The following is a 24,850-nucleotide window of genomic DNA, read 5'->3' on the forward strand; positions in this document are numbered from 1 at the left end:
ACGAACCGAGGAGAGCTGACGTGAAACATCAACAGAATCTCTGGAAGCTCGCGTGTGCGGCGCTCGCCGTGCTGTCGATGGCTTGGATCGCTGGCTGCGATCAGGGAGGCGCGGCCGGTGTCAGCGGCGATGGCAGCAGCAAGGGCAGCCCGGAAACGGCCAAGGTCGTCAAGCTCGCGTTCGTGACGAGCGGCTCCAGCGAGTTCTGGAAGATCGCGATCGCCGGCGTCAGGAAGTACGAGCAGGAGGCCAAGATTCAAGTCGACGTCAAGATGCCGCAGAACAGCACGCCCGAGGAGCAGAACCAGATCCTCGAGAGCCTCGCCAGCCAGGGCTACGACGCCGTCGGCGTGACCGCCCTCGCGCCGAGCGATCAGGTCCCCGTGCTCAACAAGGTCGCCGAGAAGACCAAGCTGATCACGTTCGACTCCGACGCACCGAAGTCGAACCGGCTGCTGTACATCGGCACGAACAACTACGAGGCCGGCAAGGCGCTCGGCAACGAGATCGTGAAGCTCCTGCCGAACGGCGGGAAGATGGCCGTCTTCGTCGGCATGTTCGCCGTCGACAACGCGACCCAGCGCCTCAAGGGCATCCAGGACGCGGTCACTCCCCACAACATCCAGATCGTCGACAAGCGCGAGGACAACGGGGATCGCGCCAAGGCGCGCGCGAACGTGGAGGACATCCTCAACGCCCACCCGGACCTCAACGTCGCGACGGGCCTCTGGTCGTACAACGGGCCGGCCATCATCGCCGCCGTCGAGGCGCTCGGGAAGAAGGGCAAGGTCATCCCCGCCGTGTTCGACGAAGAGGACGCGACGCTCAGCGGCATCGAGAGCGGCACGGTCGCCTGCACCGTCGTACAGAAGCCGTTCCAGTTCGGCTACCTCACGAGCAAGTGGATGCACGAGCTCGCCACCAAGGGCGACGCGGCCATGGCCGCCATCCCCCCGAACAAGATGGTCGACACCGGCGTCGACGTGATCGACAAGCAGAACGTCGCGGCGTTCAAGGCCAGGCTCGCCGAGCTGAAGAAGTAGCGCGACCCGGCGGCGCGAGCGGCGGCCCCGCCGCCCTCGAGCCTCCTCCCGCCAATGACGCTCGCCCCCGCTCCGCTCCCCCTCCCCGCGCCTCCGCCCCTGCTCGCGATGCGCGGGATCGTCAAGCGCTTCCCGGGCGTCACCGCGCTCGCCGGCGTCTCCCTCACCCTGCGCGCCGGCGAGGTGCTCGCGGTCGTGGGGGAGAACGGCGCGGGCAAGAGCACGCTGATGAAGATCCTCGGCGGGGCGTTCGCCCCCGACGAGGGGCAGATCGCCATCGACGGCGCGCGCGTCGCGCTGCGCGGGGTCCGCGACGGGAGGCGCCTCGGCGTCGCGCTGATTCATCAGGAGCTGATGCTCGCGCCGAACCTCGACATCGCCGCGAACATCTTCCTCGGCAACGAGGGGTCGAGCGGCCTCTTGGCCCCGCTCCGGCGCGAGGCGCTCCGCGCGGGGGCGGCGGCGCTGATGAGGCGCGTCGGCCTCTCGCTGCCGCCCACGACGCCGGTCTCGGCGCTCACCGCGGGGCAGATGCAGATGGTCGAGATCGCCAAGGCGCTCTCGGTGAACGCGCGCATCATCCTCATGGACGAGCCGACGTCATCGCTCACCGCGGCCGAGTCGCGGGAGCTCTTCGCGATCGTCGAGAAGCTCCGCGCCGAGGGGATCGGCATCCTCTACATCTCGCACCGCATGGACGACGTGCTGCGCCTCGCCGACCGGATCGCCGTGCTGCGCGACGGCAGGCACGTCGGCGACGTCCCGCGGGCCGAGGCGACGCACGACAGGATCGTCGCGATGATGGTGGGGCGGGAGCTCAGCGGCCGCTACTTCCCGGAGAAGCGCGCGCGCCCGCCGCGCGAGCCCGCGCTCGAGGTGCGCGACCTGCTCGTGCCCGGCGCCCCCGCGGGCGTGAGCTTCACCGCGCTCCGCGGGGAGATCCTCGGGTTCGCGGGGCTCGTCGGCGCGGGGCGTACCGAGCTGATGCAGGCGATCTTCGGGGCGACCCGGGCGCTCGGCGGCGCGATGACGCTCGCGGGAGCGCCCTACCTGCCGCGCGGGACGCGCGACGCCATCGACCGCGGCGTGTGCCTCGCGCCCGAGGACCGCAAGCGGCGCGGGCTCGTGCTCCCGATGACCCTCGTCGAGAACACGTCGCTGCCGAGCCTCGCCCGCTGCAGCCGCTTCGGGTGGCTCCGCCGCGACGCCGAGCGCCGCGCCGCGCGGGACGAGGTGGGCCGGCTCCGCATCAAGGCGAAGGGGCTCGATCAGCGGGCGGTGAACCTCTCCGGCGGCAACCAGCAGAAGGTCGTCCTCGGGAAATGGCTGTCGATGCGCCCCCGCGTGCTCATCCTGGACGAGCCGACCCGCGGCATCGACGTGGGCACCAAGGCCGAGATCTACCGGCACATGGCCGCGCTGGTCGACGAGGGGATGACCCTGCTGATGGTCAGCTCCGACATGGAGGAGATCCTCGGCATGAGCGATCGCGTCGTCGTCATGCACGAGCGGCGGATCACGGGCGTGCTCCCGCGCGAGGGCCTGACCCAGGAGCGCATCGCCGCGCTGATGACGGGGAGCGCGGGCGCCGCGGGAGTCGAGGTGACGGTATGAAGCGTGAGCTGGGCATGGGCCTCGTGCTCGTCCTGATGTGCGCGGGGCTCTGGATCTCGAACCCCGACTTCCTCGGGCAGTCCAACGTCGTCAACACCGCCCGGCAGATCTCGATGCTCGGCATCTTCGCCATGGGCATGGGGCTCGTCATCATCACCGGCGGCATCGACCTGTCGATCGGCTCGGTCATCGGCCTCACGGGCGTCCTGCTCGCCAAGCTCTCGTCGTCCGGGATGGGGTGCCTGGGGTACCCGCTCTGGGTCGGCGTGCCGGTCGCGCTCTCCGCCGCCGTGCTGGTGGGGCTCGCGCAGGGGCTCCTCATCACGCGGCTGAAGCTGCAGCCGTTCGTCGTCACGCTCGGCGGCATGCTGCTCGTCCGCGGCGTGTCGCAGTCGGTGGCCGAGGGCGGCACGCTGAGCTTCGGCGACTCGCCGTTCCTCCGCCTCGCGAACGGCGGGCTCCTGCACGTCCGCGGCGACGCGCTGATCCCCTACCCGCTCGTCATCTTCCTCGGCGTCCTCGCGGCCGGCGCCTACGTCCTGCACTTCACCGTGCTCGGGCGCTACATGATCGCGATCGGCGGCAACCGCGAGGCCGCCGAGTACTCCGGCATCGACGTGAGCCGGGTCGAGGTCCTCACGTACGTGATCTCGTCGGCGACGGGCGGCATCGCCGGCGTCTGCTACGCGTCCTACATCGGCCAGATGTCCCAGCAGGTCGGCATGGGCTACGAGCTCTACGCGATCGCCGCGGTCGTGCTCGGCGGCTGCTCGCTGCGCGGCGGCGAGGGCAGCGCGCTCGGGATCCTCATCGGCTCGGCCATCATGCGGGTCATCGACAACGGCATCAACATGTTCCAGATCCGCTACAGCGACGACGGCGTGCGGCGCATCTGGCGCCTCGATCCGAACTGGACCTTCATCATCATCGGCGCCGTCATCCTCGTCGCGGTCGTCTTCGACCAGGCGGTGCACCTCGTCCAGGAGCAGCGGCGCGCGCGGCGCACCGCTGACGAGAGCGCCGCGCCGCCGCGCCCGTTCGAGGCGCCCCCCACCGCCGGCGCCGGGTAGCCGCGTCAGCCGCGCCTCGCCGCGCGGCGGCGCGTCCTCTCGAGCGCGTAGCGGAAGCCGCTCGCCAGGTTCGCCTGCGTCGCCATCGCGCCGACGTCGAGGCCCTGCGCGACCATCAGCTGCGCGGCCTCGGGCCGCACGCCGACGAGCACCGCCTCGGCGCCGAGCAGCGCGGCCGCCCGCGCCGCCTGGACCAGCTGCGACGCCGCCGACGCGTCCACCACCGCCATCCCGGTCACGTCGATCAGCACGACGCGCGCGCGCTGGGCGTCGATCGCGCGGAGCATCGACTCGATGAAGCGGCCGGAGCGCTCGGCGTCCATGACGCCGATCACGGGCATCACCAGGATGCCGTCCGCGATCGGCACGACGGGGCTCGAGAGCTCGCGGATCGTCTGGAGCATCGCCGCCTGCTGCTCGTTGGCGCGCTCGAGCGCCGCCTTCCGCTCGGAGATGCGGCGGAACAGCCGCGCGTTCTCGACGCCGACCGCCACCGTGCCGGCGACGCGGACCAGGAACGACAGGTCGCTCTGCCGGTGCGCGCACGCCCCGCCGCGACGGCTGCTCAGGACGAGGGCGCCGAGGACCGCGCCCCGCGCCTGCAAGGGCAAGGCGACCGCCGTGCGCGCGCCGGCGTGGGCGGCGGGCAGGGCGGCGTCGCGCGGCGCCGCGTCCCCTTCGGGGTCGATCGCGAGCGGGCTGCCCGCCGCGATCGCGCGGCCCACGAGCGAGGCGGCCGAGATCGTGACCTGGCCCTCGATGACGGAGCGCGAGGGGGGCGGGAACCCGATCAACATGACCTCGATCGCCGGCGCGACGGACGCGCCGCGGCCGCCCTGCCCGACGGCGACGCGGCGGGCCGCGTCGAGCGTGAGGTAGTCGCTCAGCGACGTGGACCACGGCGTCCGCTCGAGGGTGACGCAATCGACGCCGGTGTGGAGGACGCGGGACGGCGGCAGCGCGGCCAGCGTCGGCCCGACGCCCTGCGCGATCATCCGGTGGATCACCTCCACCGCGCGGAAGCCCATGTCGTACTCGCGCTGGACGATCGTCGCGTGGATCGCGCCCTGCCGGAGCAGGGCGACCGTGCTGGCGATGAGATCGAACCCGACGACCTTGAGCTCTCCGGCCCTGCCGAGCGCCCGCGCCGAGAGCCCCCAGGATGGCCCGTTGTCCGCGGCGGCCCCGAAGGCGCCGGCGACGTCGGGCCGCGCCGTCAGCGCCGCCGTGGCGAGCCTCGTCCCGGCCGCGAGATCCCAGTCGCACGCGATGGTCGGCAGCACGGTGAGGCTCGACCCGCGCGCCGCCGCGCAGAAGCCCTCGACGCGCTCGCGGACGTTCGGCGCGAGGTCCACGGCGCCGAGCGCCGCGACGACGCCGCCGCCCGGCAGCAGCCGGCGCATCATCTCGGCCGCCAGCCTGCCCGACGCCACGTTGTCCGTCCCGATGTAGAGCGGCGCGCGGCTGCCCGGGATCGGCGGCGCGTCGATGACGACGACCGGGATGGCCGCGTCCGCCGCCTGCCGGAACGCCTCCTCCGCGCTCTCGGGGTTGCCGGGCGCGACGATGATGCCGGACACCCGCCGGCGGATCGCCTCGTCGAGCAAGGCGCGCTGCGAGCCCTCGCCCTCGCCGCTGTGGCCGGTCCGGAAGTCCACGGTGACGCCCAGGGGCCGCGCGGCGCTGTCGGCGCCGGCGCGGATGTTCTGCCAGTAGGTCGTCGGCTCCGACGCCGGAGCCCGGTACACGCGGGCGCGGAGCTCGCCCCGGGCAGGCGCGGGGCCGTCCTCTGAGCCGTCCGCGAGGCCATCCTCCTCGAGCAGCCACAGCTCGACGGCGTTCCAGTCCGCGTCGAGCTGCACGCTCTTGATGCCGTGCGCGACGGTCTCGACGAGGTCGTGCAGCTCGACGGTCGTGCCCACCGCGCCGAGCAGCCGCTCGAAGAGCCGGATCTCCTGCGCCGCGCTCGCCTTGTCGTCGTAGAGCCGGTGGCGCTCCAGCGCGTCCCCGGTCGCGCCCGCGAGCACCTCGATGGTGGCGCGGCGCGCCTCGTCCGGGGGCTCCCGGGTCTCCTGCTCGATGGCGAGGTAGCCGACCACCTCGCCGTGCAGCTGGATGGGCGCGACGAGCACCCCGGCGCCCTCCGGGATGGCGCCCCCGATCCCGAGCGCGAAGGGCAGGTACGCCCGGTACCACGCGCGCGCATCGACGACATGGCTCGCGCGCGTGTCCTCGGGCGCCGCCCCGGCGAGCGCGGCCCCCTCGCCGTCGAGCTCCGCGGCGGCGGGCGCGTGCGCGCCGTGTCCAGGAGGAGCGTCGAACCCGACCAGCGCTCGAGCCACGAGGCGATCGCCCTCGCGGAGGAGCAGGCTGCCGCGCGGCGCGCGCGAGAGCATGGCCATGGCCCGACGCACGATCTGCTGCAGGACGGCGAGGAGATCAGGCACCTTGAGCATGCGGGCATTCCGAGGGCCGTCTCGAGGTGCGGTGCGCTTGCCTACAAGGTGCGTGAAGGCGTTCCCGTTTCAAGATAGCTCGCTACCCCGCGATGACGATGACGCCGATGTTCTCCCCTGAATCCGACGTCGCATCAACCAGTTCGAGCTCGTTCCGACATGGAGGGGAGGCGCGATCCCCCGGCGAGCTGCGGGTCTCATCGCTTCGATTGCATCGACACACATCTTGGTAGAGCCTGCTCACCCTGCATTGTCCGCCGCAAACCGTCGTGCCCCGCCGGGCGCGTGTCAGCAGAAACACAGGAGTTCGCGTGCGTCGCCGCACGTCGGAGACAGGCAGTTCGCGCAGGTGCCGCAGACGCAGTGAAGAGGATGAGGAGAACGTGTAAGGCCGCGCTCCGCCCGTGGCCCCGGGGCGAGCGGCCGTGCGGCCGCGGGCGTCGGCGGTCCGCGCCGGGCTACGGCGACACGGCCGCGCCGAAGCGCTAGGCGCCCCGACCGTGATGTCCGAGAGGCCATCTCCATTGAAGTCCGCCGAGGCGACCGAGGCGCCGAACTCGCTCGCGCTCTGCACCCCCGTGAACATCGCGTCAGCGACCGTGTCGAAGCCCCCGGGGCCGCCCAGGTACACATACGCGCTGCCGGGCTCGATGAGATCGGGGCCGCCTCCCGGCGCGCCGATCACGAGAGCTGCGTAGCCGTCTCCGTTGATGTCCCCGGAGGCGAGCGCGCGGCCGAACCTGCGCTCATCGCCCGGCAAGCTCCCCGAGATGTCCGGTTGGAGGGTCCACGTCGCCGGCTCGGACGAGCTCCCGAAGATCACGCGGACCGTCCCCTTGTTGTCCGCATAGGTCGTGCCCGCGACCACGGCGTCGGCGAAGCCGTCGCCGTTCACGTCCGCGGTCGCGACGGCGCCCCCGAAGCCCGCCGCCTCGATGGCGCCGTGCGCGCGCCCGCCACCTCGAGCTCGACCGCAGCGCGCCGTCAAGCCCGATCGCAAAGAAGCGCGGGCCGTCGCCGGAATCGTTGTGGAGGTCTAGCCTCTCCGCGTGCACCGCACCGGCGACCACACCGGAGCACTCGTCCGGCTCGCCGTGCGGCAGCGCGTCGAGCCGCACGGCCCCGCCGCAGCGGGGGCAGACCGAGATCCGCACCGCCGTCGCCCCCTCGAGGCCCCGAGCCCTGGCAGCCCGCGGCGAGCAGCGCCCCCCCCGAGCCCGAGCCGGGCAAGCCACTGCGCTGTAGCTTTGCGACTCGAATGCAACGCGCGGGGATACCGGGGAGATATCGCGAGCTTGCGCAGGATTCCGCTTGCGGCATTCGGCGGCGGTTGTGTCATTATCGCGTGGATACAGCAACAACTCCGCGACGCCGCAGGCGGCGCGACGCACCCGACCCGGGCCTACCCCTGACCCCTGACCCCTGACCCCTGACGATCGAGGAGGCCGTCATCCTGGACGTCATCGAACGCTACGAGTTCAAGTACCTGGTGCCGGAGCGGCTCGTCCCGGCGATCCGGGCCACGGCGCGGTCCGTCTGCCGGGCGGACAAGTACGGGAACGAGGATGGCTCGTACCGCATCCGCTCGCTCTACTTTGACACGCGCGGGCACGATCTCTACTGGGCCAACGCCCGGGAGCAGCGGGACCGCTTCAAGGTGCGGGCGCGCACCTACCCCGGCAAGAAGAGCCCCGTCTTCCTCGAGGTGAAGCGGCGCGTCCAAGACGTCATCATCAAGTCGCGCGCGTGCGTGCCCGCGGACGAGTGGCGGGAGCTCGTCGAGCGCGGCAGCCCCGCCGCGCTGGAGCGGCTCCCGCCGGGCGTGCGCAAGGGCGCAGAGAAGTTCATCAGCCCGATCCACCGCCACGATCTCCGGCCCACGATGCTCGTCGACTACGAGCGCGAGGCGTACGAGAGCACGCTCGACAAGTACGCGCGCCTCACGTTCGACCGGAAGGTCGTCTGCCAGCGCAAGGAGTCGCTGGATCTCGAGGCGTCCGAGCGGGGGTGGCGCCCCGTCGACCACCCGGCCCAGACGAACACGCACGAGCCCGTCTGCGTCCTCGAGCTCAAGTTCGAGCGCAGGCCGCCCGCGTGGATGGTGGCGCTCGTGCGGCGCCTCGAGCTCGTCCGGCGCTCGTTCTCCAAGTACTGCTACAGCGTGAACGCGCAGCTGATGCTGCCGGACGTGCGCTCGGCCCGGATCGAGGGAGGGCCGCTGCGATGATCGAGTGGCTGTCGATGCTCTCGCACGGCGAGGCGGTCGAGTGGCGCAGGGCGCTCATTTCCCTCCTCGTCGCCTTCGGTCTCACGCAGGGCATCGCCGGCGTCTACATGCTCACGTTCCGCGGCCTCTCGTACTCGCGGACCGTCGTCCAGAGCATGGCGCTCGGCAGCATCATCACGTGCACGCTGATGCTCGCCGTCGGCAACAACATCGCCGCCGGCATCGGCATCGCGGGCGGCGTCACCGCGATCCGGTTCCGTACCACGATGCGCGATCCGCGCGACGTCGTGTTCGTCTTCGCCTCGCTCGCCATCGGCATGGCGAGCGGCGCGCAGGCCTACGGCGCGGCGATCGCGGGGGCGGCGATGTTCGCGGGCGCGACGCTCATGCTCCACGTCACCGGCTACGGGTCGCGCCGGCAGCCCGACGGGCTGCTCCGGTTCGTCGCGCCGGCCGGGCAGGCCGGCGCGGAGCTCGCCGGCGCGATCGCGGGCATCCTCCGCGAGCACTGCGGCTCCTTCGCGCTCGTCACCCTGCGCGAGGCGGCGCAGGGCTCCGTCATGGAGCACGCTTACCAGATCAGCGTGCGCCACCCGGAGCTCAGGGCGCGCCTCGTGACGAGCCTTCAAGCGCTCCCCGGAGTGGAGGACGTGAGTCTGATGCTCCAGGAGCCGACGCTGGACCTCTAGCCATGCATCTCTGGCGAATCCGATCCGCGCTCTCCTCCGCGACCCCCGCGCTCACGATGCTGGGCACGCTCGGCCTCGCGGCGTGGCTGAGCCGCTCCTCGAGCCCGAGCGACGGCATCCTCGCCTTCGCCCAGGCCGACACCGAGATGGTGGCCACGGTCGAGGTCGGGCGGGTGGCCTCGATCGAGGTCGACGTCGGCGATGTGGTGGCGCCGGGTCAGGTCATCGTCGCGCTCGACAGCGGCGCGATCGACGCGGAGCTCGCGGTGGCGCGCGCCGAGGAGGCGCGCCTCCGGGCGATGGTCCCCGCGGAGCACGCGCGGCTCGATCAGGAGCTCGAGGCGAGCGTCGAGGAGCTGAAGCTCGAGCTCGCGCGCGAGCTCGAGGAGCAGCGCCGCGCGCGCGCCGAGGGCGAGGTGCTCGCCAGCGAGATCTCCCGGGTGAAGCAGCTCATCGAGGACAAGCAGGCGAGCCACGACGCCCTGGGGTCGCTCGACGTGCAGCGCGCGGGCGTCGAGGCGATCGCGACCGAGAAGCCCCGCGCCATCCAGCTCCTGCGCGCGCGGATCGCGGCGGGCGAGGAGCGCCGGAAGAGGCTCCTCCAGCAGGCGAGCCCGGAGACGGCGAAGATCGAGGCGGACCTCGCGGTGACGCGGCGGGAAATCGAGCAGCTCGAGGCGCGGCGCGTCCAGCACACGCTGCGCGCGGCGCACGGCGGGCGCGTCTCCGCGGTGCGCAAGCGGCCGGGCGACGTCGCCGTGGCGGGCGACCCGATCGTCGAGATCGCCAGCGCGCCCGGGCGGGTCATCGCCTGCGTCCCGGAGCGGGCGGCGCTCCACGTCGAGGCGGGCGACGCCGCGACGATCTGGGCGCGCGGCGCGAACGGGCGGCCGCTCACGGGCCGGGCCGTCACGGTCGGGCCGGTGGTGGGCCAGCTGCCGCTCCGCTGCTGGACGGATCTGAACGTGCCGGTGTGGGGCCGCGAGGTAACGATCGCGCTCGATCACCCGGTCGAGCTGCTCGGCGGCCAGGCGTTCGACGTCGCCTTCACGCGCGGGGCGGCCCCGCTCCCCGCGCCGCCGGCCCCCGGCGCTCCGGCCGCCCCCGCGGCGCGGGGCGCGCCCGCGGCGGCGCCGCCGGCCGGGGCCGCCGACGCGATCCGCATGGCGGTGCCGGCGGCGCTGCGGCAGCGGTCGCGCTTCGAGCCGTCCGGCGTCCTGCCCCGGCCCGCGGAGGGGCGGTACCTCCTCGTCAGCGACGACACGGGCCACAAGGATGCGGAGGACGAGGGCGTGCCGTGGCTGTTCGCGATGTCGGCGGCCGGCGCCGTCGATCCGGAGCCGGTGCCGGTGCTCGGCGTCAAGGAGCTCGTGGACATCGAGTCGATCACCGCCGGCGACGGGGGCGACGTGTACCTGCTCTCGTCGCAGGGCTACAGCGCGAAGGGCAAGCGCAAGAAGGCGCGCACCGCGCTGCTCCGGCTCAAGCAGGATGGCCGCGGCTTCCGCGTCGACGCCGAGGTCCACCTCGCGGAGCTGCTCGACGCCGCGGGCCCCGCGGCCCTCGCGGAGCTCGGGCTGCCGGGCGGCACGCGCCCGCTCGAGATCGAGGGCATGGCCTACCGGGACGGCGCGCTCTACTTCGGGCTGAAGTCGCCGCTCGACGCGGAGGGCAACGCGCTCATCTGGAGGCTCGGCGCGCCGCGCGCGCTCCTCGAGGGGCGGCGGCTCGAGGGCGCCGGCCTCTCGCTGTGGGCGCGCGCGCGCGTCGACGTCGAGCTCAACGGCGCGCCCACGCCGGGGGGGATCTCGGATCTGTGCTTCCTCCCGGACGGCTCGCTGGCGATCGCCTCGACCCCGTCCACCGCCGACGGCGCCGCGGGGTCGCTCTTCCACGTCCTGCGCCCCGAGGGCGGCGTCCTCTCGCCGAGCCTCGTGCGGCGCTTCCCCGGCCAGAAGCCGGAGGGCATCTCGCTCGCGCTGTCCCCCGGCAAGCTGATCGTCGTGTTCGACGCCGGCGCCGAGGCGCCTTCCTTCCTCGAGCTGCCGTGGCAGGGCTGAGCCCGCGCCGCCGTCGCCCCGAGAGCTCTCCACGGAACCCGTGAGGCATGAAGATCGCTGAGGTTTTCTCCGTTCGTCGCCGCCGCTGCGCGGCGTCCTCCTCCTCCTCTTCCTACCCGCGCGCGAGGGCCCCGCGCGCGAGGGCGCCGGTCTGGCCGTCGGTCGCGTGCCTCTCGCTCGCGGCCTGCGCGGCGCCCGCGCAGCTCGAGGGGTCGGAGCGCGCGATCGCGCTCTACCGCGAGGCGCGCGCGGCGGAGGCGCAGGCAGAGGCGCAGGCGCGCGGGGGCGCGGGCCACGGGGCGGGGCGCCGCGCCGCGCCGGGCGAGCTCACCGCGGACGAGGCGGTGGCCCTGGCCAAGGAGCGGAGCGCGACGCTCGCGATGATGCGCGCGCGCGAGGACAAGGCCCGGGCGCGCGTCGACGCCGACGCGGCGGGCACCTACCGGAACCCGGAGGTCCGCTTCTCGCAGCTGCGGCTCGATCAGGTGCTCGATCACGAGCCGCGCTTCGCGGCGGGGGTCCGCATCCGCCCGCCCCGGCCCGGCGAGGCCGGGGCGGCCGCGGACGTCGCGCGCGCGGACGTGGACGTGGCGCGCGCGGAGACCCGCGTCTCCGAGCTCGAGCTCGAGGCCGAGGTCCGCTGGCTGTTCGACGACGTGCTGCTGCTCGACGCCGAGATCGAGGCGCTCGAGGCGGTCGCCGCGACGCGCCGCCGCCTCGCGGACCAGGAGCGGGCCCGGGTCAACGCGGCGCAGGGGACCGCCGTCGACGAGGCGATGGCGGCGCTGTCGGCCGCGGTGGCCGAGGAGGACGGCGCGGCGCCGCGCGCGCGCCGCGAGGTCGCGCGCGCGGCGCTGCTCGAGCGCGTCGGGCTCGACCCCGCCGCGCCGGTGCGCCTCGTGGGCGAGCCGGCCGCGTCCGCGCCGCTCGTCGCCCTCGCGTCCGAGGAGGCGCTGATCGAGGCCGCGCTGAGGAACCGCCCGGAGATCGCGCTCGCGGCCGCCGAGATCGACGCCGCCGGCGCGGAGGGCGCGCTGGCGCGCGCGACGCGCTGGCCGTGGCTCTCGTTCATCGAGCTCGGCTACGAGTTCTCGCCCGCCACGCGCGACCCGCTGGGCTGGACCCTCGAGGCCGGGCTGGAGCTGCCGCTCTTCGACACGCGCGCGAGCGAGATCGCCGCCGCGGACGCCGGCGCGATCGCGGCGCAGCGCGCGCTCGCCGCCGAGGTCCAGCGGGTCGCGCGCGAGGTGCGCGATCGCCTCCGAGCGGCGCGCGCGGCGGGGGTGCTGGTCGAGGAGTTCCGGGCGCGCGCGCTCCCGGCCGTCGAGCGCGCCGGGGTCGAGGTCGCGCGCGCCCTCGACAGCCGCCAGATCGACGCGGTGCGCGCGCTCAGCCTGGAGGAGCGGCGCGCCGCCGCGCAGGTCAAGCTCCTGAAGCTCGTGCGCGAGTACCGGACCGCGCTCGCCGAGCTGCGCATCGCGGTCGGCGGCCCGGTGGACGGGCGCGCGCCGGCGGCCCGGCGCTGAGCCCCGGGCCCCGGCCACGCTGCTGCGTGGGCCGGCGGCCCGGCGCCGAGCGCCGGGGCCCCGGCTTTGCTGTTCAGGGGACCGCGCGCACCGCCGCTGCGCGGCGCGTCACGGCCAGGGGTTCGACGTGAAGCTCGCGGAGACGCCCCGGCTGTCCGTGGCCGTGAAGACGACCCGCGTGCCCGCGGGGACCTCCCGGCTGATGGCGTACTCGCCCTCGCCCCACGACTGGGGCTCGAGCCTGTGCGTGGTGCCGTTCACCCGCGCCGTGACGCCGGTGATGCGGTACCCCGGCTCGACGACCTTCACCTGGATCCACCACCGGTTGACGTTCGGGGACACGGTGAACTGGAACCCCGAGGTCGTGGTGCCGCCGCCCGCGCCGCCCCCGCCGCCCGAGCCGCCGCTGCCGCCCGAGCCGCCGGTCCCGCTGCTGCTGCTGCTCGTGCTGCTGCTGCTGCTTCCGCCGCCCGAGCCGCCGGTGCCTTCCAGCATCCTCGCCTTGACCCACTTGCCCGACTCTGTGAGCTCCGAGTCCGGCCAGTTGCCGGTGGTCCTGGCGCCGGGGGTGAGCGCCGAGGCCGTCTCGTTCTTGTCGAACAGCGACCAGTTGGCCCAGCTGATCTTGTTGGCGTTCAGGAAGTTGATCCAGGTCTGGGACTCGTTGAGGTTGAGCCCGGTGTTCCCGGAGGCGTCGCAGGTGCCGAACTCGGTCACGAACAGGGCCAGGCCCCTGTCCATGGCGGTCCTCGCCTTGGCGCGCAGGCTCTCCTTGTGCGTGTTCGCGTAGAAGTGCAGTGTGTAAGCGATGTTGGAGAACCCCGTGATCGGGTCGTTCGCGGCGATGTCCACGTCCTGCGACCAGGTCGGCGTGCCGACGATGATCACGTTGTTCGAGCCCGCGCTGCGGATCGTGTTGATCACCTCGATCGCGTAGGGCTTGATCGTGCTCCATGGCTCGTTGTCCGGCTCGTTGTAGATCTCGAACAGGACGTTGGGCTGGTTCCCGTAGGTGGTCGCCATCTCCCGGAAGAAGGCCTTGGCCTGCTCCTTGTGGTCCTGGGCGCTGTGATCGTGCCAGTCGATGATCACGTAGATGCCCCGGGCGATCGCGGCGTCGACGACGGTCTTCACCCGGTTCTTCTCGGCCGTCGGGTTGGTGAGGTACCCGCCCGACTCGACGCCCATCGCGGCGCGGACCACGGTCGCCCCCCAGCTGTCGGCGATCGAGTTGACGACGTTCGCGTTGTAGAACGACCCGCCCCACTGGCTCCAGAACAGGCTCATGCCCCGCAGCTGGACCGGGGCGTTGTTCTGGTTCCGGAGCTCCTTGCCCACGATCTGGAGCCTGCCGTGCACGTCCACCGGCCTCGTGGAGGCCGCATACGACTGCTCGTCCGTGAGCTCGCCCTCGCTCGCCTCGCCCTCGCCCGTGTCCGACGGCGCCACGCAGCCCGCGAGCGCGGCCGCCTGCACCGCCGCGACGCACAGCCCGAGCCGGAGGCCCGAGCCCGTCAGCATCCCCCAAAGCGCGCTCTTCATCATCCCGTCCTCCCGGAGAGCCAGGGGCACGCGGCGCGCCGGAGCAAGAGAGCACCTCGCGAGCCGCTCTCACGCTCTCGCCGCGGCGCAAGGGGGGCCGACAGCCTGGGATCCAGGCGCGGGCCGGCGCAGCGCGAGCAGAGGTGACGAGCGTCGCGGGGTCGGAGCGTGAGACGCCGACGCGCGATCGGCCCCTGGCTAAGTAACGTTGACAACGCCCGCTGCCCCGGAGACGACCTCCGGGCGCGGGAAACAAAGCATGAGCAGTCTATTAGCACATTCCCGTCACACCTTGAAAGATCAATTTCCGGAGGGGCCGATATGCAACAACAGCGAATCTTTCTACCTCTCAGCGCCGCGCTGCCGGGTCGGGAGCTCCCGCACCGCGTCATGGTCCTCGCGCTCGCCGACGACCGCCGCGCGCCATTTCATGGTTGACGCCGAGCATGTGAACGTTCACATTTGGCGCTCCGGAACTTCTTTTGTCTGTCCCGGATAGGCCGTCATGCGCACCGAGGTGCCATGTGACGAAACGCCCGTCCGCGCCGCACCTGGTTCGTACCCCTCGTGGCCTGGATGTCGACCGTGGCTTGGATGTCGACCAAGGAGAGCGCCCATGTCGTCCAGCGTTGGCTCCGTGAGCTCCCACTGCATTCACCATCGCTCGCGCTGGCTGCCACCGGTCTGGGGCGGCCTGGGCCTCTGCGCCGCTCTCAGCCTCGGCTGTAGCGACAACGGCCATGCCGGCGGCTCAGCCGCCGGTGAAACCTCCGCGAGCGGCTCCGGCGGTGGCGCTGCTTCCGTCGGCGCGAGCAGCGGCGATGCAGCTGGCAGCGGCGGGGCGACCGCGGGCTCGGGTGGAGCGGGCTCGGGTGGAGCGGGCTCGGGTGGGACGGGCGGCGCGGGCGGGGCAGGCACGGCCGGGGCCGGCGGCAGCGGAGGTGGAGACGGAGGCGACGTGATGAGGTCCGCCGGGTGCGGCAAGGCGCGCACGCTCCAGAACGGCGCTGGCACCGTGCAGAGCGGCGGGAAGACGCGCAAGTACACCCTGCACGCTCCCGACGATTACGACAACGGCCACCCCTACCGGCTCATTCTCTCCTTCCACGGGGCCACGGGCAACAGCGGCCAAGTCGCGCCCTCGTACTTCGGGCTCTGGTCGCTCTCCGAAGGGAGCACCATCTTCATCGCGCCCGACGCTGTCGGCGGGATCTGGTCAGCCGACGACGATGTGACCTTCGTCGACGACATCCTCGAGCAGGTCACAGGCGATCTCTGCATCGATACCTCGCGCATCGAGCTCGAAGGCTTCAGCCAGGGCGGCGCCATGGCGTGGACGCTGGCCTGCGCGCGTCCGGGCGTCTACCGCGCCGCAGTGGTCCACTCCGGCGGCGGCCTCGCCCGCCCCGCGAGCTGTCAGCCGGTCGCCTTCATGTCTTCGCTCGGCCAGCAGGAGAGCGGCGGAGCCGGACAAACCTCCAACAGCGATTTCTTCGCCATGCAAAATGGATGCACGGTGAAGACCCTGGCCAAGGCGCCCAGAGGCGGCCACGCCTGCTCTGACTACGAGGGCTGCTCCGCGGGTCATCCCACCCGCTGGTGCGATTACGACGGCGGTCATACTCCGTCGCCGAACGACGCCGGGCAGAACATGTCGTGGATGCCCCAGGAAGTCTGGGCTTTTCTGAGTCAATTCTAGCACCACTGTGTCGCGACCGGGCGGGGTGAGCCGACGCTCCCCGCAGGAATCTCCCGGAAGGCTGGAGCCTTTCTGCGGACCGGAGCTTGCCGCCCTGCAGGGGCGACACAGCCTGATGTGTCGTGGAGTACACAATGAACGCCGCCGCCCAGCGGCGGCTGGACGCCTACTTCTCGGACATCGGGGACATCCTTGCCCATCCGCTGCGGCGCGAGTCGTTCGCGATCTATGCGATGGGGCTGCTCGGCGAGGCGGAACGCAAGAGCATTGAGCCGCTCGCTGCCCGAGCCTGCCCCGACCCGGCGCGCGTGCAGGCGGCGCACCAGAGCCTGCAGCATTTCATCTCGAACGCGCACTGGGACGATCACGCCGTGCGCCGGTACGCGGCCCGCTACGCCATCGCGGCGATGGCTGAGCACGCTCCGGTCTCGGCGTGGCTCATCGACGACACGGGCTTTTTGAAGAAGGGCGAGCACTCGGTGGGGGTTCAACGGCAGTACACCGGCTCCGCCGGCAAGATCACCAACTGCCAGATCGGCCTCAGCCTGAGCGTGGCGACGCGCTACCACCACGTGCCCATCGATTTCGAGCTGTACCTGCCTCGGAGCTGGGCCGAGGATCCGGCGCGACGGCGCGAAGCCCGCATACCTGCGTCCGTGCAGTACAAGAGCAAGGTCGACTTGGCGCTCGGCATGATCGAGCGCGCCGTGCGCGAAGGGATCCCCGGTGACATCGTGCTCGCCGACGCCCTCTACGGCAACGCCCATGAGTTCCGGGAGACGGTGCGCCTGCTGGGGTTCGACTACGCCGTGGGGATCGAAGCGCCCACCAAAGTCCTGCTGCTCAGCGGAAGCGACTCCGAGCGCTGCACCCCGATGAGCGTGGGCGAGCTGGGGCGACGTCTCGGCCGTCGGGGCTTTCGGCGGATTGCCTGGCGCGAAGGGACCGGACGCACGCTCTCGTCGCGCTTCGCGCTGCGGCGCGTGCGCGTAGCGAGCCGCGATGGCATTCCGGTCGCGCAGCACGAGCCGGTCTGGCTGCTGATCGAATGGCTCGACGGAGAACGTCAGCCGACGAAGTTTGCCCTCACGACACTGCCGGCCCGGATGTCCCGGAGGGAGATCGTGCGCCTCTACAAGGAGCGCTACCGTACCGAGAAGGTCTACGAGGAGCTGAAGGGCGAGCTCGGCCTGGATCACTTCGAAGGCCGGCGCTTTCCCGGCTGGCACCACCATGTGACCGTCGCCCTCAGCTGCTACGCGTTCGTTGTCGCCGAACGCGCGCGGCATTTTCCCCCCTCGGCCGAACGAACGCGTTTCCCCACGCCGTTCCCACTCGCGGCCTGAGCGCCATGTTAGCGACTCCTTCGCCACCTGCCGTCTTGCCATCGCCCGCGTGCTGACCCGCTGGCTGCCCCGGTGTCCCAGCTGCCACCGTCGACACGCCGAGGTCCCCAGGCTCCAGTCCCTCCGGCTGTGACACAGTGGTGCTAGAGCGGCGGTCACCCGCTTCGGCTACGGGCCCATCTCGACGTTTTCGGTGCTCAGCGCACCGGAGCGCGCTTCCGCGCCGAAAGCGCCGAGCTGGACGCGTCTCCTGTGCGGGTGAGCGCCGCTCTGTAACGCATCTACCAGAGACGGGCAAAACCCGCCCTACAGTGGTCTTCAGCCGAGCCTGGGACGGCCAGAGTCTGCGCCCGAGACAAAGCGGTATTGGCTTGCGTACCAGGTTGGTGTTGTGTAGCATCTCCGCCTGATGGACCGATTCCAAATTCATGTCCTCGGGCTCGCATCGCTCTCGTTGGCGCTGCTCGCCGCGCCGCCTGCGCGCGGGGCATCGCTACAAAAGGTCAACCAGGGCGAATGGGGGGTGGACGGCCTTCCCAGCTACGTCAACATGTATATTTACGTGCCTGACGAGCTGGCGACGAAGCCTCCCATCGTCGTCGCTCCCCATCATTGCCAGGGGAACGGCCCGGGGACGTTCAGCGAGATGTCGAGCCTGGTGTCGATCGCGAACACCCGTGGCTTCATCATGGTCTTCCCGGAGGCCACGGGGCAGAACTGCTGGGACGCGGGATCGACGAGATCGCTCAAACACGGCGGTGGCGGCGACACGGGCGCCATCGTCCAGATGGTGAAATACACGCTCGCGAAGTACAGCGGAGATCCGGGCCGCGTGTACGCGGTCGGCGGGTCGTCGGGCGGCATCATGACCGAGGCGCTGCTCGGTGTGTACCCCGACGTGTTCATGGCCGGCGTGTCGCTCATGGGGGTCCCGTGCGGCTGCTGGGCCGAGGGCTACAACGACGTCACCGGAACGGGGAACTCTGCCCAGTGGAGCGGGCCCTGCGGGGGCGGCAACGTCACGAAGACCGGGCAGGAGTGGGGAGACCTCGTTCGTTCGTACTATCCCGGTTACACCGGCCATCGCCCGCGCCTGCAGCATTGGCATGGCACCGACGACACCATCCTCAGCTACAAGAACATGGCTGAAGACGTCAAGGAGTGGACGAACCTCTTGGGTTTGAACGAAACCCCGGATGGGACCGACACTCCACGGAGCGGAACCACGCGCCAGTCCTGGAAGAGCGCGTGCGGCTACACGGTCTACGAGGCCTTTTCTATGGCCGGCGTCGGGCACGCCGTGCCGTTCGACGGCCCCGCCGTCGCCGCCTATTTCGGCCTCGACAGGGCCGGCGGTCAGGATCCAGAGACGGCAGCCTGTCCCGGTGCTGTTCCCGGTGGCGACGACACCGGAGGTGCGGGCGGCGCGGCCGGCACAGGAGGCGCGGGCGGCGCGGCCGGCACCGGAGGCGCGGCCGGCACCGGAGGCGCGACCGGCACCGGAGGCGCGGGCGGGGACATGGAAAGCGGCGCTGGCGGCGGCGTAGGCAGCGGCGGCGCGATGGTCACCGGGTCCGGGGGGGCGGGCGGAGAAGACGCCAGCGCTGGAGCTGGCGGCTCGACGGGCGGTGAGGGCTCGAGCTCCGGCTGCAGCTGCACCCTGGGCAGCGACGCGCGAGACGCTGGCACCCACGCGGGGCTCCTCCTCGCGGCGCTGGGATTGCTGCTCGGTCGCGCGAAGCGCCGCCCGCGCTGAGCCCTCGTTCAACAAGGGTGCGGGAGAGCCACTGAGCTGTAGAGGCCATCTAGGCTTCTCCCGACCCTGCCTCTCATCACGGAAGCCGCAACGGGATCTCCGACGCGCGCGAATCGACACCGGACCGTCCGCCGGGCTACGCCGTCTCCTTCCTGCCGCAACATTGGACAAATCTCGGCCCACCGCAGTCCGCGACGTGCACGCGCTGCCCGGCGCGCGAGCAGCGCCGCGACGGTCCTCGCCTGGACGCGAGATCGCCCGGCGCACGGGTCGCGCAATGCATGAACGAGCACGATCCCTCGCTGGATTTCGCTCGCCGATCCCGAGCTGCGCGAATACGATGGGGGCGGGACTTTTGTATGATGGACAACAAACAGAACCTAACGGAGATCGAACGCGAGAACGCGGCGCTGCGCCGGCGTGTGGCCGAGCTGGAGGGCGCTCAGGCGAAGCTGGAAGCGCTCTGCTCGGTGAGCACGGCGTTCATCGCTTTCTTCGATCGGAACGGCGTGGTTCTGGAGATGTTTCCGACGCTCGTCATCCCTGCCGAGATGGCCAGGCACGCGCGGGGCAGACACCTGACCAGCGTGGTGCGAGAGGACTACATCGAGCGCTGCGCCGAGGTCATCCGGGAGTCGCTCGCGAAGCAAACTGTCCTGAGCATCGAGTACCCCGTCACCTTTCGGGATCGCCAGCTGTGGATCCAGGCCGCCTGCAAGCCGTTCACCGATGACAGCGTCCTCTGGGTCGGGCGCGACGTCACGGCGCAGCGACACCTGGCGTCGGCCCAGGCGGAGCTGCGCGACTTCCAGGCGCTCGTGGACAGCGCGCCGGACGGCGTGTGCATGGCCTCGGAGGAGGGCGCGATCTTCTATGCCAACCAGGCCTTCCGCGCCATGACGGGCCACGGCGACGCCACGCTCGGCACGCGCCTCTCCGACCTGTATGTGGAGGAGCGAGACCCGCTCTCCGGGATCGTGCAGCGGTGCTTCGAGCGCGGGTCGTGGCAAGGCACCCTCGGCCTCGCCCAGCGCGACGGCCGCACCCTGCCGTGCCAGGTCTCCATGGTCGCGCTCATCGGCGAGGCCGGGCGGCCCCCGGCGCTCGCCACCATCGCGCGCGACCTGACCCCCCTGCGCGAGGCCGAGCTCGAGCGGCTTGCCCTCCAGGAGCAGGTCATCCAGGCCCAGCAGGCCACGCTGCGCGAGCTGTCCACGCCGCTCGTCCCGCTGGCCGAGGGCGTCGTCGCCATGCCCCTCATCGGCACGCTCGACACCACCCGCGCCCAGCAGGCCATGGAGAAGCTCCTGGACGGCATCGTCCAGCACCAGTTCCACACCGCCATCCTCGACGTCACCGGCGTCAAGGAGGTCGACGCGGAGTCCGCCGACGCCCTGCTGCGCATCGCGCGCGCCGCGCGCCTGCTCGGCGCCAAGCTCGTGCTCACCGGCATCGGCCCGGACACGGCCCAGACGCTCGTGGATCTCGACGTCGACCTCGGCGGCATCACCACCCAGAGCACCCTGCAGAGCGGCATCGCCCACGCCCTCGCCCCGCGGCCGGCCCGTCGCGCCGCGCGCGCGCAGCGCCGGGCGTCCTGACGGCGCCCCGCGCCAGCGCTCTGCAGCTCAGTCCAACGCACGTGGGGTCGCCGGACCTCGCGTGCCGCTCCTCGACGTTCGCGGCCGCCACCGCGAGCTTCGCGCCGTACCAGGGGCCGGTGCCGATCCGGTCCTTGGCAGCCATCTCCAATTCAGCGCGCCGGTGCGCGCGAGCTCAGACTTCGGAGCGAACGAGCCAGTACCAGTGGGAGGAGAGCAGGCGCCGCCGGCTCGTCCGCGCGTCGTTCAGCCGGAGCCGAGGCGCGAACACGCGCTCCACCGCCGCGGGCGACAGGGCGAGGCCGCTCGGCGAGCGGTCCAGCGCCCAGATCAGGTGCGTGCCGCCCGGCCGGAGGAGCCGCGCCACCTCCGCCACGTAGGCGCGCTGTCCGGCGCCGTCGAGGCAGTGAAAGCAGCCCACGTCGTAGGACACGTCGAACGGTCCTGTCAGCACGTCCAGACGCGTCACGTCGCCCACCAGGAGCTCCGGACGTACCTCGTCCTTCGCCACCCTGTCCTTCGCCTTGGCGATGGCCACCGGCGAGAAGTCGACGCCCGTCGCCCTCACCCCGCGCTGCGCCATGTGCCGCGTGAGCCGCCCCACCCCGCACCCGAGCTCGAGCGATGTCTGCGGCCGCTCGGAGCGAACGAACGCCTCCAGCTCGCCCGGAATGCGGATGTCGCCCCACCACGTGACAGGCGCCTGGTAGGCACGGTCGAAAGTTGCGCTGGTCGTCGGTGCACTCATCGGATACCTCCTCGAGCGCGCATCGCGCTCGGTCTCCACCCAACATAGATAGCATGCTATGAATGTCAAGGCGAAGGCCCCCTGGGAGCCGCAGACCTCACCGACTTTCTGGATCAACCACGCGTCGCGCCTGCTGATGCGCCACTTCGAGCGGCGGCTCCGCCCGCTCGACTTCGGGATGGCGTACATGCCGGTGGCCGTGGCGCTCGAGGAGAACGGCGCGCTCCTGCAGCGAGAGCTCGCCGAGCATGCTCACGTCGAACAGCCGACGATGGCCGCCCTCCTCGGCCGCATGGAGCGAGACGGCCTGGTCGAGCGCACGCCGCACCCGGGCGACAAGCGCGCTGTCCACATCTCGCTGTCGGCGAAGGCCGAGGCGCGCCTGCCGCTCGCCAAGGAAGCGCTGCGGGAGGTGGCCGAACGGGCGCTGCGGGGCTTCACCGACCGAGAGCGCGCGACCTTCCTGGCGATGCTCCGGCGCGTGGTGGACAACCTCACCGGGCTCGGTGACGACGAGGACGGAGCCAGCGCCGGATAAGCGGTGAATTGCGCGTTGCGCCGCTCTCCACATGCCCGTCGAGACGGCGCCCGGCGCCTGCGCTCGTCCGCTCAGTCGACGGCAAAGCAGTAGACGCGGCCGTTCCCACCGCCCGGAGCGGTGTCGGCGCAGCTGCCGCTCGCGTGGACCGAATTCCACGGCCGGTACATGTCAGCATTGCTTCCGTTCGGGCCGAGCCCGTCGGAGTGCCCGACCGTTGCGGTCTGGTTCGCGTCCTCGGAGGTCCAATCCGCGCAGGTCTGACCGGCCTTCAGGGTGCCGTCGCGGTTCGTGCCGGTGAGGATGTCGTGCTGGTTCGGCGTCGGGGAGCCCTCCCACTGGCCCGGGACCATCTCGCCCTTTTCGTCGAGGAACACGGTGTGATCGCCGAACCTCGCGTGCAGCTCCTCGACGTTCGCGGCCACCATCACGAGCTTTGCATTGTACCAGGGGCCGGTGCCGATCCGGTCCTTCGCGTGCACCGGCTGATCGTTCGGGCCCTTCTCGACGCTGAGGTAGGCGCGCCAGGTCTTCGCGCCGGCGCCGACCGCGGCGGCCAAGTCCTGGCACCGCTTGTCTGCGCCGGCGAGCCCGCCCAGGTTCGCGGTCGCGCTCCCGGAGCTCGACACGAAGAAGCTGAGCGACGGCCCGCCGCTGCCGCCGCTGCCGCCCGTGCCGCCGCCTTCGCCCGCGCCGCCCTCGCCCGCGCCGCCGCCGTCGCCGCTGCCGCCCGTGCCGCCGCCGCTGCCGCCCGCGCCGCCGCCGCTGCCGCTGCTGGCGCTGCTGCTGCTGCTCGTGGCGGTGCTCGCGCTGCTGCTGGCGCTGCTGGAACCGCCGTTGTCCTCGTCGCCGCAGCCGGCGATGGCGAGCGAGACGCCGAGGCCGAGGAATATGCCGATCTTGCAAAGATTCTCTGAACGAGATCGCTTCATGGAAGACTCCCGAACAAGATGCCGCGCGTGGGCGCGCAGGATAGCCCACGTGGGCCGGATCGAGGTCGGGAGATTGCTCTCCTGGATGCCTTTCGCGACGAGACCGGCGAGCGGCTCGGCTCCTCCGGGGGCCCGCGGCTGCGCGAAGCAGCCGACGAAGAGGCGACCTACCCTGTTCGCGACCAGATCCGGTCGAGGAACGCGCGCACGTCTTGCGGGAGCTTGCGGTGAAACGCCTCGCGATCGAACCCGGCTGGATCGCTGGCGGGAAGGAAGCCCGGGGTCCGCATCTGGGGAGGGAACGGGCTCAAGAAGGAATGATGGCCTGCGTTCTCGACGACCTCGAAGGTGACCTGAGCCCGGTCGGGGACGAGGTCGAGCACGAGCTGCCCTTGCCACCTCGGCGTCATGCGGTCGTGCTCCGCGACGAGCAAGAGGATGGGCGCCGTGACGTCCTTCAAGGCGTCGTTGAGGCCGAACCAGCCGGTCGCGGGGGCCATCAGGACCAGCGCCCTCACGCGCGGGTCCTTGGTGACCTCGATCTTCTGCCCGTATCCCGCGAAGGGCTGCCCGCCCGCGACGGCGAGCGCGGTATAACCCCCCATGGAATGCCCGATGACCGCGACGCCGTCTTCCCTCAGGCGCGGCCCGATCTCCGCATCGGCAGCGACGGCGTCGATCGCGAGGCGAACGTGCCGCGGTCGATCGCGGAGGTTCTCGAGCGTCTCGGACCTGCTTCGATCGTTGCGATTGTCCCCCGGGTGCTCCGGCATCGCGACGACGTATCCGCTCTGCGCGAGGTGGGACGCGAGCGTGCGATACACGAAAGGCGAGCTGCCGCCGCCGTGCGAGAGGACCACGAGCGGCAGCGGGCCGCCGTCGACGGGCGCGTTCGGCGCGACCTCGAGCGAATAAGGCCCCATCGCCACGATCTCGGCGGGGACGCGCGTCGGGTACATCAGCAGGACCGGGAACGAGAGGTCCTTCGCCTCGTCGCGCACGGCGAGGCTTCGGCTGCCCACGAATCGACTCATGCGGGGTTCTCCTGCGGACATCTGGAGGATGGGAGAGGGTCTGGAGGGGTTCGTCTATTGGAGAGGGAGGAAGATGTCGGTGACGCCCTCGTGATCGGGCACCTCCGGGAAGAAGCGCACGCGCTGCAGGAAGAGCGGGTAATCCCGCGGCTCCTCCCCGCTCGCGGGGAGCCACGTTGCGTAAAGGTGCCTCACGGCGTGGAAGAGCGTGTCATCGCCCCCGATGTGCCGCAGGACGGCGCACCGGCCGCCGGGGATCGTCTTCGCGACGACGCCGAGCGGGTTGTCTGGCACGGGCCGGTGGGTCGCCGCGCAGAGGTCGATGCGGAAGGCCTCCGGCGGGGTCTCGGCCGGGTCGTCGTAGAGGACGTTGAAGGTCGCGCTGCTCCGCGGCGGCAGGCGGTTCTCCTTGCGCCACCCGATGAAGCGCCGCACCGATTCCAGGATCCGCTTCGGGTCGCCCCGGTGCTCGAGGGCGGCGACGCGGGTCTCCTCGAACCGCGTGTTCTTCACGTCTCCGGCGCGGTCGTGGGCGCGGAGGGGCAGTGTCCTCGCCTCGCTCAGGCGCTCGTGCACTGCGTGCCACGGGTCCCACCGGGGCCGCTCCCGGAACTCGGACGGGGTCTGGCCGAACGCCTTCTTGAAGGCGCGGCAGAACGCTTCGAGGCTCTCGTACCCGCTCTCCAGCGCGACGTCGGTGACCCGGGCCCGATCCCGGAGGGCGAGCCGCTGCGACGCGCGCCGCAGGCGGAGGAGCTTCACGTACTCGTGGACGCCGATGCCGAAGAGTTCGGAGAACTGCCGGTGGAAGTGGTATTTCGAGAACGCGGCGACGCCGCTCAGCCGATCGAGCGTCAGGTCCTCGTCCAGGTGCGCGTCGATGTGCTCGAGCACCCTGCGGAACCTGACAAAGCAGGCGTTCTCGGTGGCTTCGGTCAAGGGCGGTGTCCTCCTCGGCGAGCGACAGGA

The 24,850-nt window shown here is 71.7% G+C and carries 19 protein-coding genes; 12 read left to right on the plus strand and 7 right to left on the minus strand.

Annotated elements, in window-relative coordinates:
• Positions 1 to 20: 20 nt before the first annotated feature.
• The 3 genes from WMF20_RS27265 to WMF20_RS27275 are packed head-to-tail and all read left to right on the plus strand — an operon-like array spanning position 21 to position 3,727.
• On the plus strand, positions 21 to 1,043 hold the full coding sequence (locus WMF20_RS27265) for a sugar-binding protein (RefSeq protein ID WP_437604863.1): 1,023 nt from the start codon (positions 21 to 23) through the stop codon (positions 1,041 to 1,043).
• A gap of 54 nt (positions 1,044 to 1,097) precedes the next feature.
• A complete protein-coding gene (locus WMF20_RS27270) occupies positions 1,098 to 2,657 on the plus strand; it encodes a sugar ABC transporter ATP-binding protein (RefSeq protein ID WP_437604864.1) in 1,560 nt (519 codons plus the stop codon).
• The gene (locus WMF20_RS27275) at positions 2,654 to 3,727 is read left to right on the plus strand and encodes an ABC transporter permease (RefSeq protein WP_437604865.1); all 1,074 of its coding nucleotides are present in this window, start codon (positions 2,654 to 2,656) and stop codon (positions 3,725 to 3,727) included. Before WMF20_RS27270 ends, WMF20_RS27275 begins: the two co-directional genes overlap by 4 nt.
• A 5-nt stretch (positions 3,728 to 3,732) precedes the next feature.
• Here WMF20_RS27275 and WMF20_RS27280 read toward each other — a convergent pair whose 3' ends face one another.
• Both WMF20_RS27280 and WMF20_RS27285 read right to left on the minus strand, forming a co-directional pair.
• On the minus strand, positions 3,733 to 6,183 hold the full coding sequence (locus tag WMF20_RS27280) for a substrate-binding domain-containing protein (RefSeq protein WP_437604866.1): 2,451 nt from the start codon (positions 6,181 to 6,183) through the stop codon (positions 3,733 to 3,735).
• An 82-nt stretch (positions 6,184 to 6,265) separates the two neighbouring features.
• The gene (locus tag WMF20_RS27285) at positions 6,266 to 7,078 is read right to left on the minus strand and encodes an FG-GAP repeat protein (RefSeq protein ID WP_437604867.1); all 813 of its coding nucleotides are present in this window, start codon (positions 7,076 to 7,078) and stop codon (positions 6,266 to 6,268) included.
• A gap of 567 nt (positions 7,079 to 7,645) precedes the next feature.
• Here WMF20_RS27285 and WMF20_RS27290 point away from each other — a divergent pair.
• The 4 genes from WMF20_RS27290 to WMF20_RS27305 are packed head-to-tail and all read left to right on the plus strand — an operon-like array spanning position 7,646 to position 12,685.
• Entirely contained in the window at positions 7,646 to 8,410 is a 765-nt protein-coding gene (locus tag WMF20_RS27290; RefSeq protein WP_129577167.1) for a polyphosphate polymerase domain-containing protein, read from the plus strand.
• Entirely contained in the window at positions 8,407 to 9,099 is a 693-nt protein-coding gene (locus WMF20_RS27295) for a DUF4956 domain-containing protein (RefSeq protein ID WP_437604868.1), read from the plus strand. Before WMF20_RS27290 ends, WMF20_RS27295 begins: the two co-directional genes overlap by 4 nt.
• Positions 9,100 to 9,101: 2 nt before the next feature.
• Entirely contained in the window at positions 9,102 to 11,159 is a 2,058-nt protein-coding gene (locus WMF20_RS27300; protein WP_437604869.1) for an esterase-like activity of phytase family protein, read from the plus strand.
• Between the two features lie 47 nt (positions 11,160 to 11,206).
• Positions 11,207 to 12,685 carry a TolC family protein gene (locus tag WMF20_RS27305; RefSeq protein ID WP_437604870.1) on the plus strand — a complete coding sequence of 493 codons (1,479 nt, stop codon included), beginning with the start codon at positions 11,207 to 11,209 and terminating at the stop codon, positions 12,683 to 12,685.
• A 108-nt stretch (positions 12,686 to 12,793) separates the two neighbouring features.
• Here WMF20_RS27305 and WMF20_RS27310 read toward each other — a convergent pair whose 3' ends face one another.
• Positions 12,794 to 14,227 carry a glycoside hydrolase family 5 protein gene (locus WMF20_RS27310; RefSeq protein WP_437604871.1) on the minus strand — a complete coding sequence of 478 codons (1,434 nt, stop codon included), beginning with the start codon at positions 14,225 to 14,227 and terminating at the stop codon, positions 12,794 to 12,796.
• A gap of 961 nt (positions 14,228 to 15,188) precedes the next feature.
• Here WMF20_RS27310 and WMF20_RS27315 point away from each other — a divergent pair.
• From WMF20_RS27315 to WMF20_RS27330, 4 genes are all read left to right on the plus strand, one after another.
• Positions 15,189 to 15,926 (plus strand): alpha/beta hydrolase family esterase, encoded by a 738-nt coding sequence (locus WMF20_RS27315; RefSeq protein WP_437604872.1) that lies wholly within the window; start codon positions 15,189 to 15,191, stop codon positions 15,924 to 15,926.
• Between the two features lie 134 nt (positions 15,927 to 16,060).
• Positions 16,061 to 17,272 (plus strand): IS701 family transposase, encoded by a 1,212-nt coding sequence (locus tag WMF20_RS27320; RefSeq protein ID WP_437604873.1) that lies wholly within the window; start codon positions 16,061 to 16,063, stop codon positions 17,270 to 17,272.
• A gap of 409 nt (positions 17,273 to 17,681) precedes the next feature.
• Positions 17,682 to 19,028 carry an extracellular catalytic domain type 1 short-chain-length polyhydroxyalkanoate depolymerase gene (locus WMF20_RS27325; RefSeq protein WP_437604874.1) on the plus strand — a complete coding sequence of 449 codons (1,347 nt, stop codon included), beginning with the start codon at positions 17,682 to 17,684 and terminating at the stop codon, positions 19,026 to 19,028.
• Between the two features lie 359 nt (positions 19,029 to 19,387).
• Entirely contained in the window at positions 19,388 to 20,629 is a 1,242-nt protein-coding gene (locus WMF20_RS27330; RefSeq protein WP_437604875.1) for a PAS domain-containing protein, read from the plus strand.
• Between the two features lie 175 nt (positions 20,630 to 20,804).
• On the opposite strand, the gene WMF20_RS27335 is transcribed toward WMF20_RS27330, so the two are convergent.
• On the minus strand, positions 20,805 to 21,377 hold the full coding sequence (locus WMF20_RS27335) for a class I SAM-dependent methyltransferase (RefSeq protein WP_437604876.1): 573 nt from the start codon (positions 21,375 to 21,377) through the stop codon (positions 20,805 to 20,807).
• A 58-nt stretch (positions 21,378 to 21,435) separates the two neighbouring features.
• On the opposite strand from WMF20_RS27335, the gene WMF20_RS27340 reads away from it, so the two are divergent.
• Positions 21,436 to 21,915 carry a MarR family winged helix-turn-helix transcriptional regulator gene (locus WMF20_RS27340; RefSeq protein WP_437604877.1) on the plus strand — a complete coding sequence of 160 codons (480 nt, stop codon included), beginning with the start codon at positions 21,436 to 21,438 and terminating at the stop codon, positions 21,913 to 21,915.
• 71 nt (positions 21,916 to 21,986) lie between these two features.
• Here WMF20_RS27340 and WMF20_RS27345 read toward each other — a convergent pair whose 3' ends face one another.
• From WMF20_RS27345 to WMF20_RS27355, 3 genes are all read right to left on the minus strand, one after another.
• Entirely contained in the window at positions 21,987 to 22,847 is an 861-nt protein-coding gene (locus WMF20_RS27345; protein WP_437604878.1) for a DUF1554 domain-containing protein, read from the minus strand.
• A 167-nt stretch (positions 22,848 to 23,014) separates the two neighbouring features.
• Entirely contained in the window at positions 23,015 to 23,881 is an 867-nt protein-coding gene (locus tag WMF20_RS27350; protein WP_437604879.1) for an alpha/beta hydrolase family protein, read from the minus strand.
• Between the two features lie 54 nt (positions 23,882 to 23,935).
• Positions 23,936 to 24,820: an AraC family transcriptional regulator gene (locus tag WMF20_RS27355; RefSeq protein WP_437604880.1), complete on the minus strand. Its 885-nt coding sequence runs from the start codon at positions 24,818 to 24,820 to the stop codon at positions 23,936 to 23,938.
• Positions 24,821 to 24,850 lie beyond the last annotated feature (30 nt).

It is taken from the genome of Sorangium sp. So ce834 (assembly GCF_051521425.1).
In the GTDB taxonomy this organism is placed as follows: Bacteria; Myxococcota_A; Polyangia; order Polyangiales; family Polyangiaceae; genus Sorangium; species Sorangium cellulosum_D.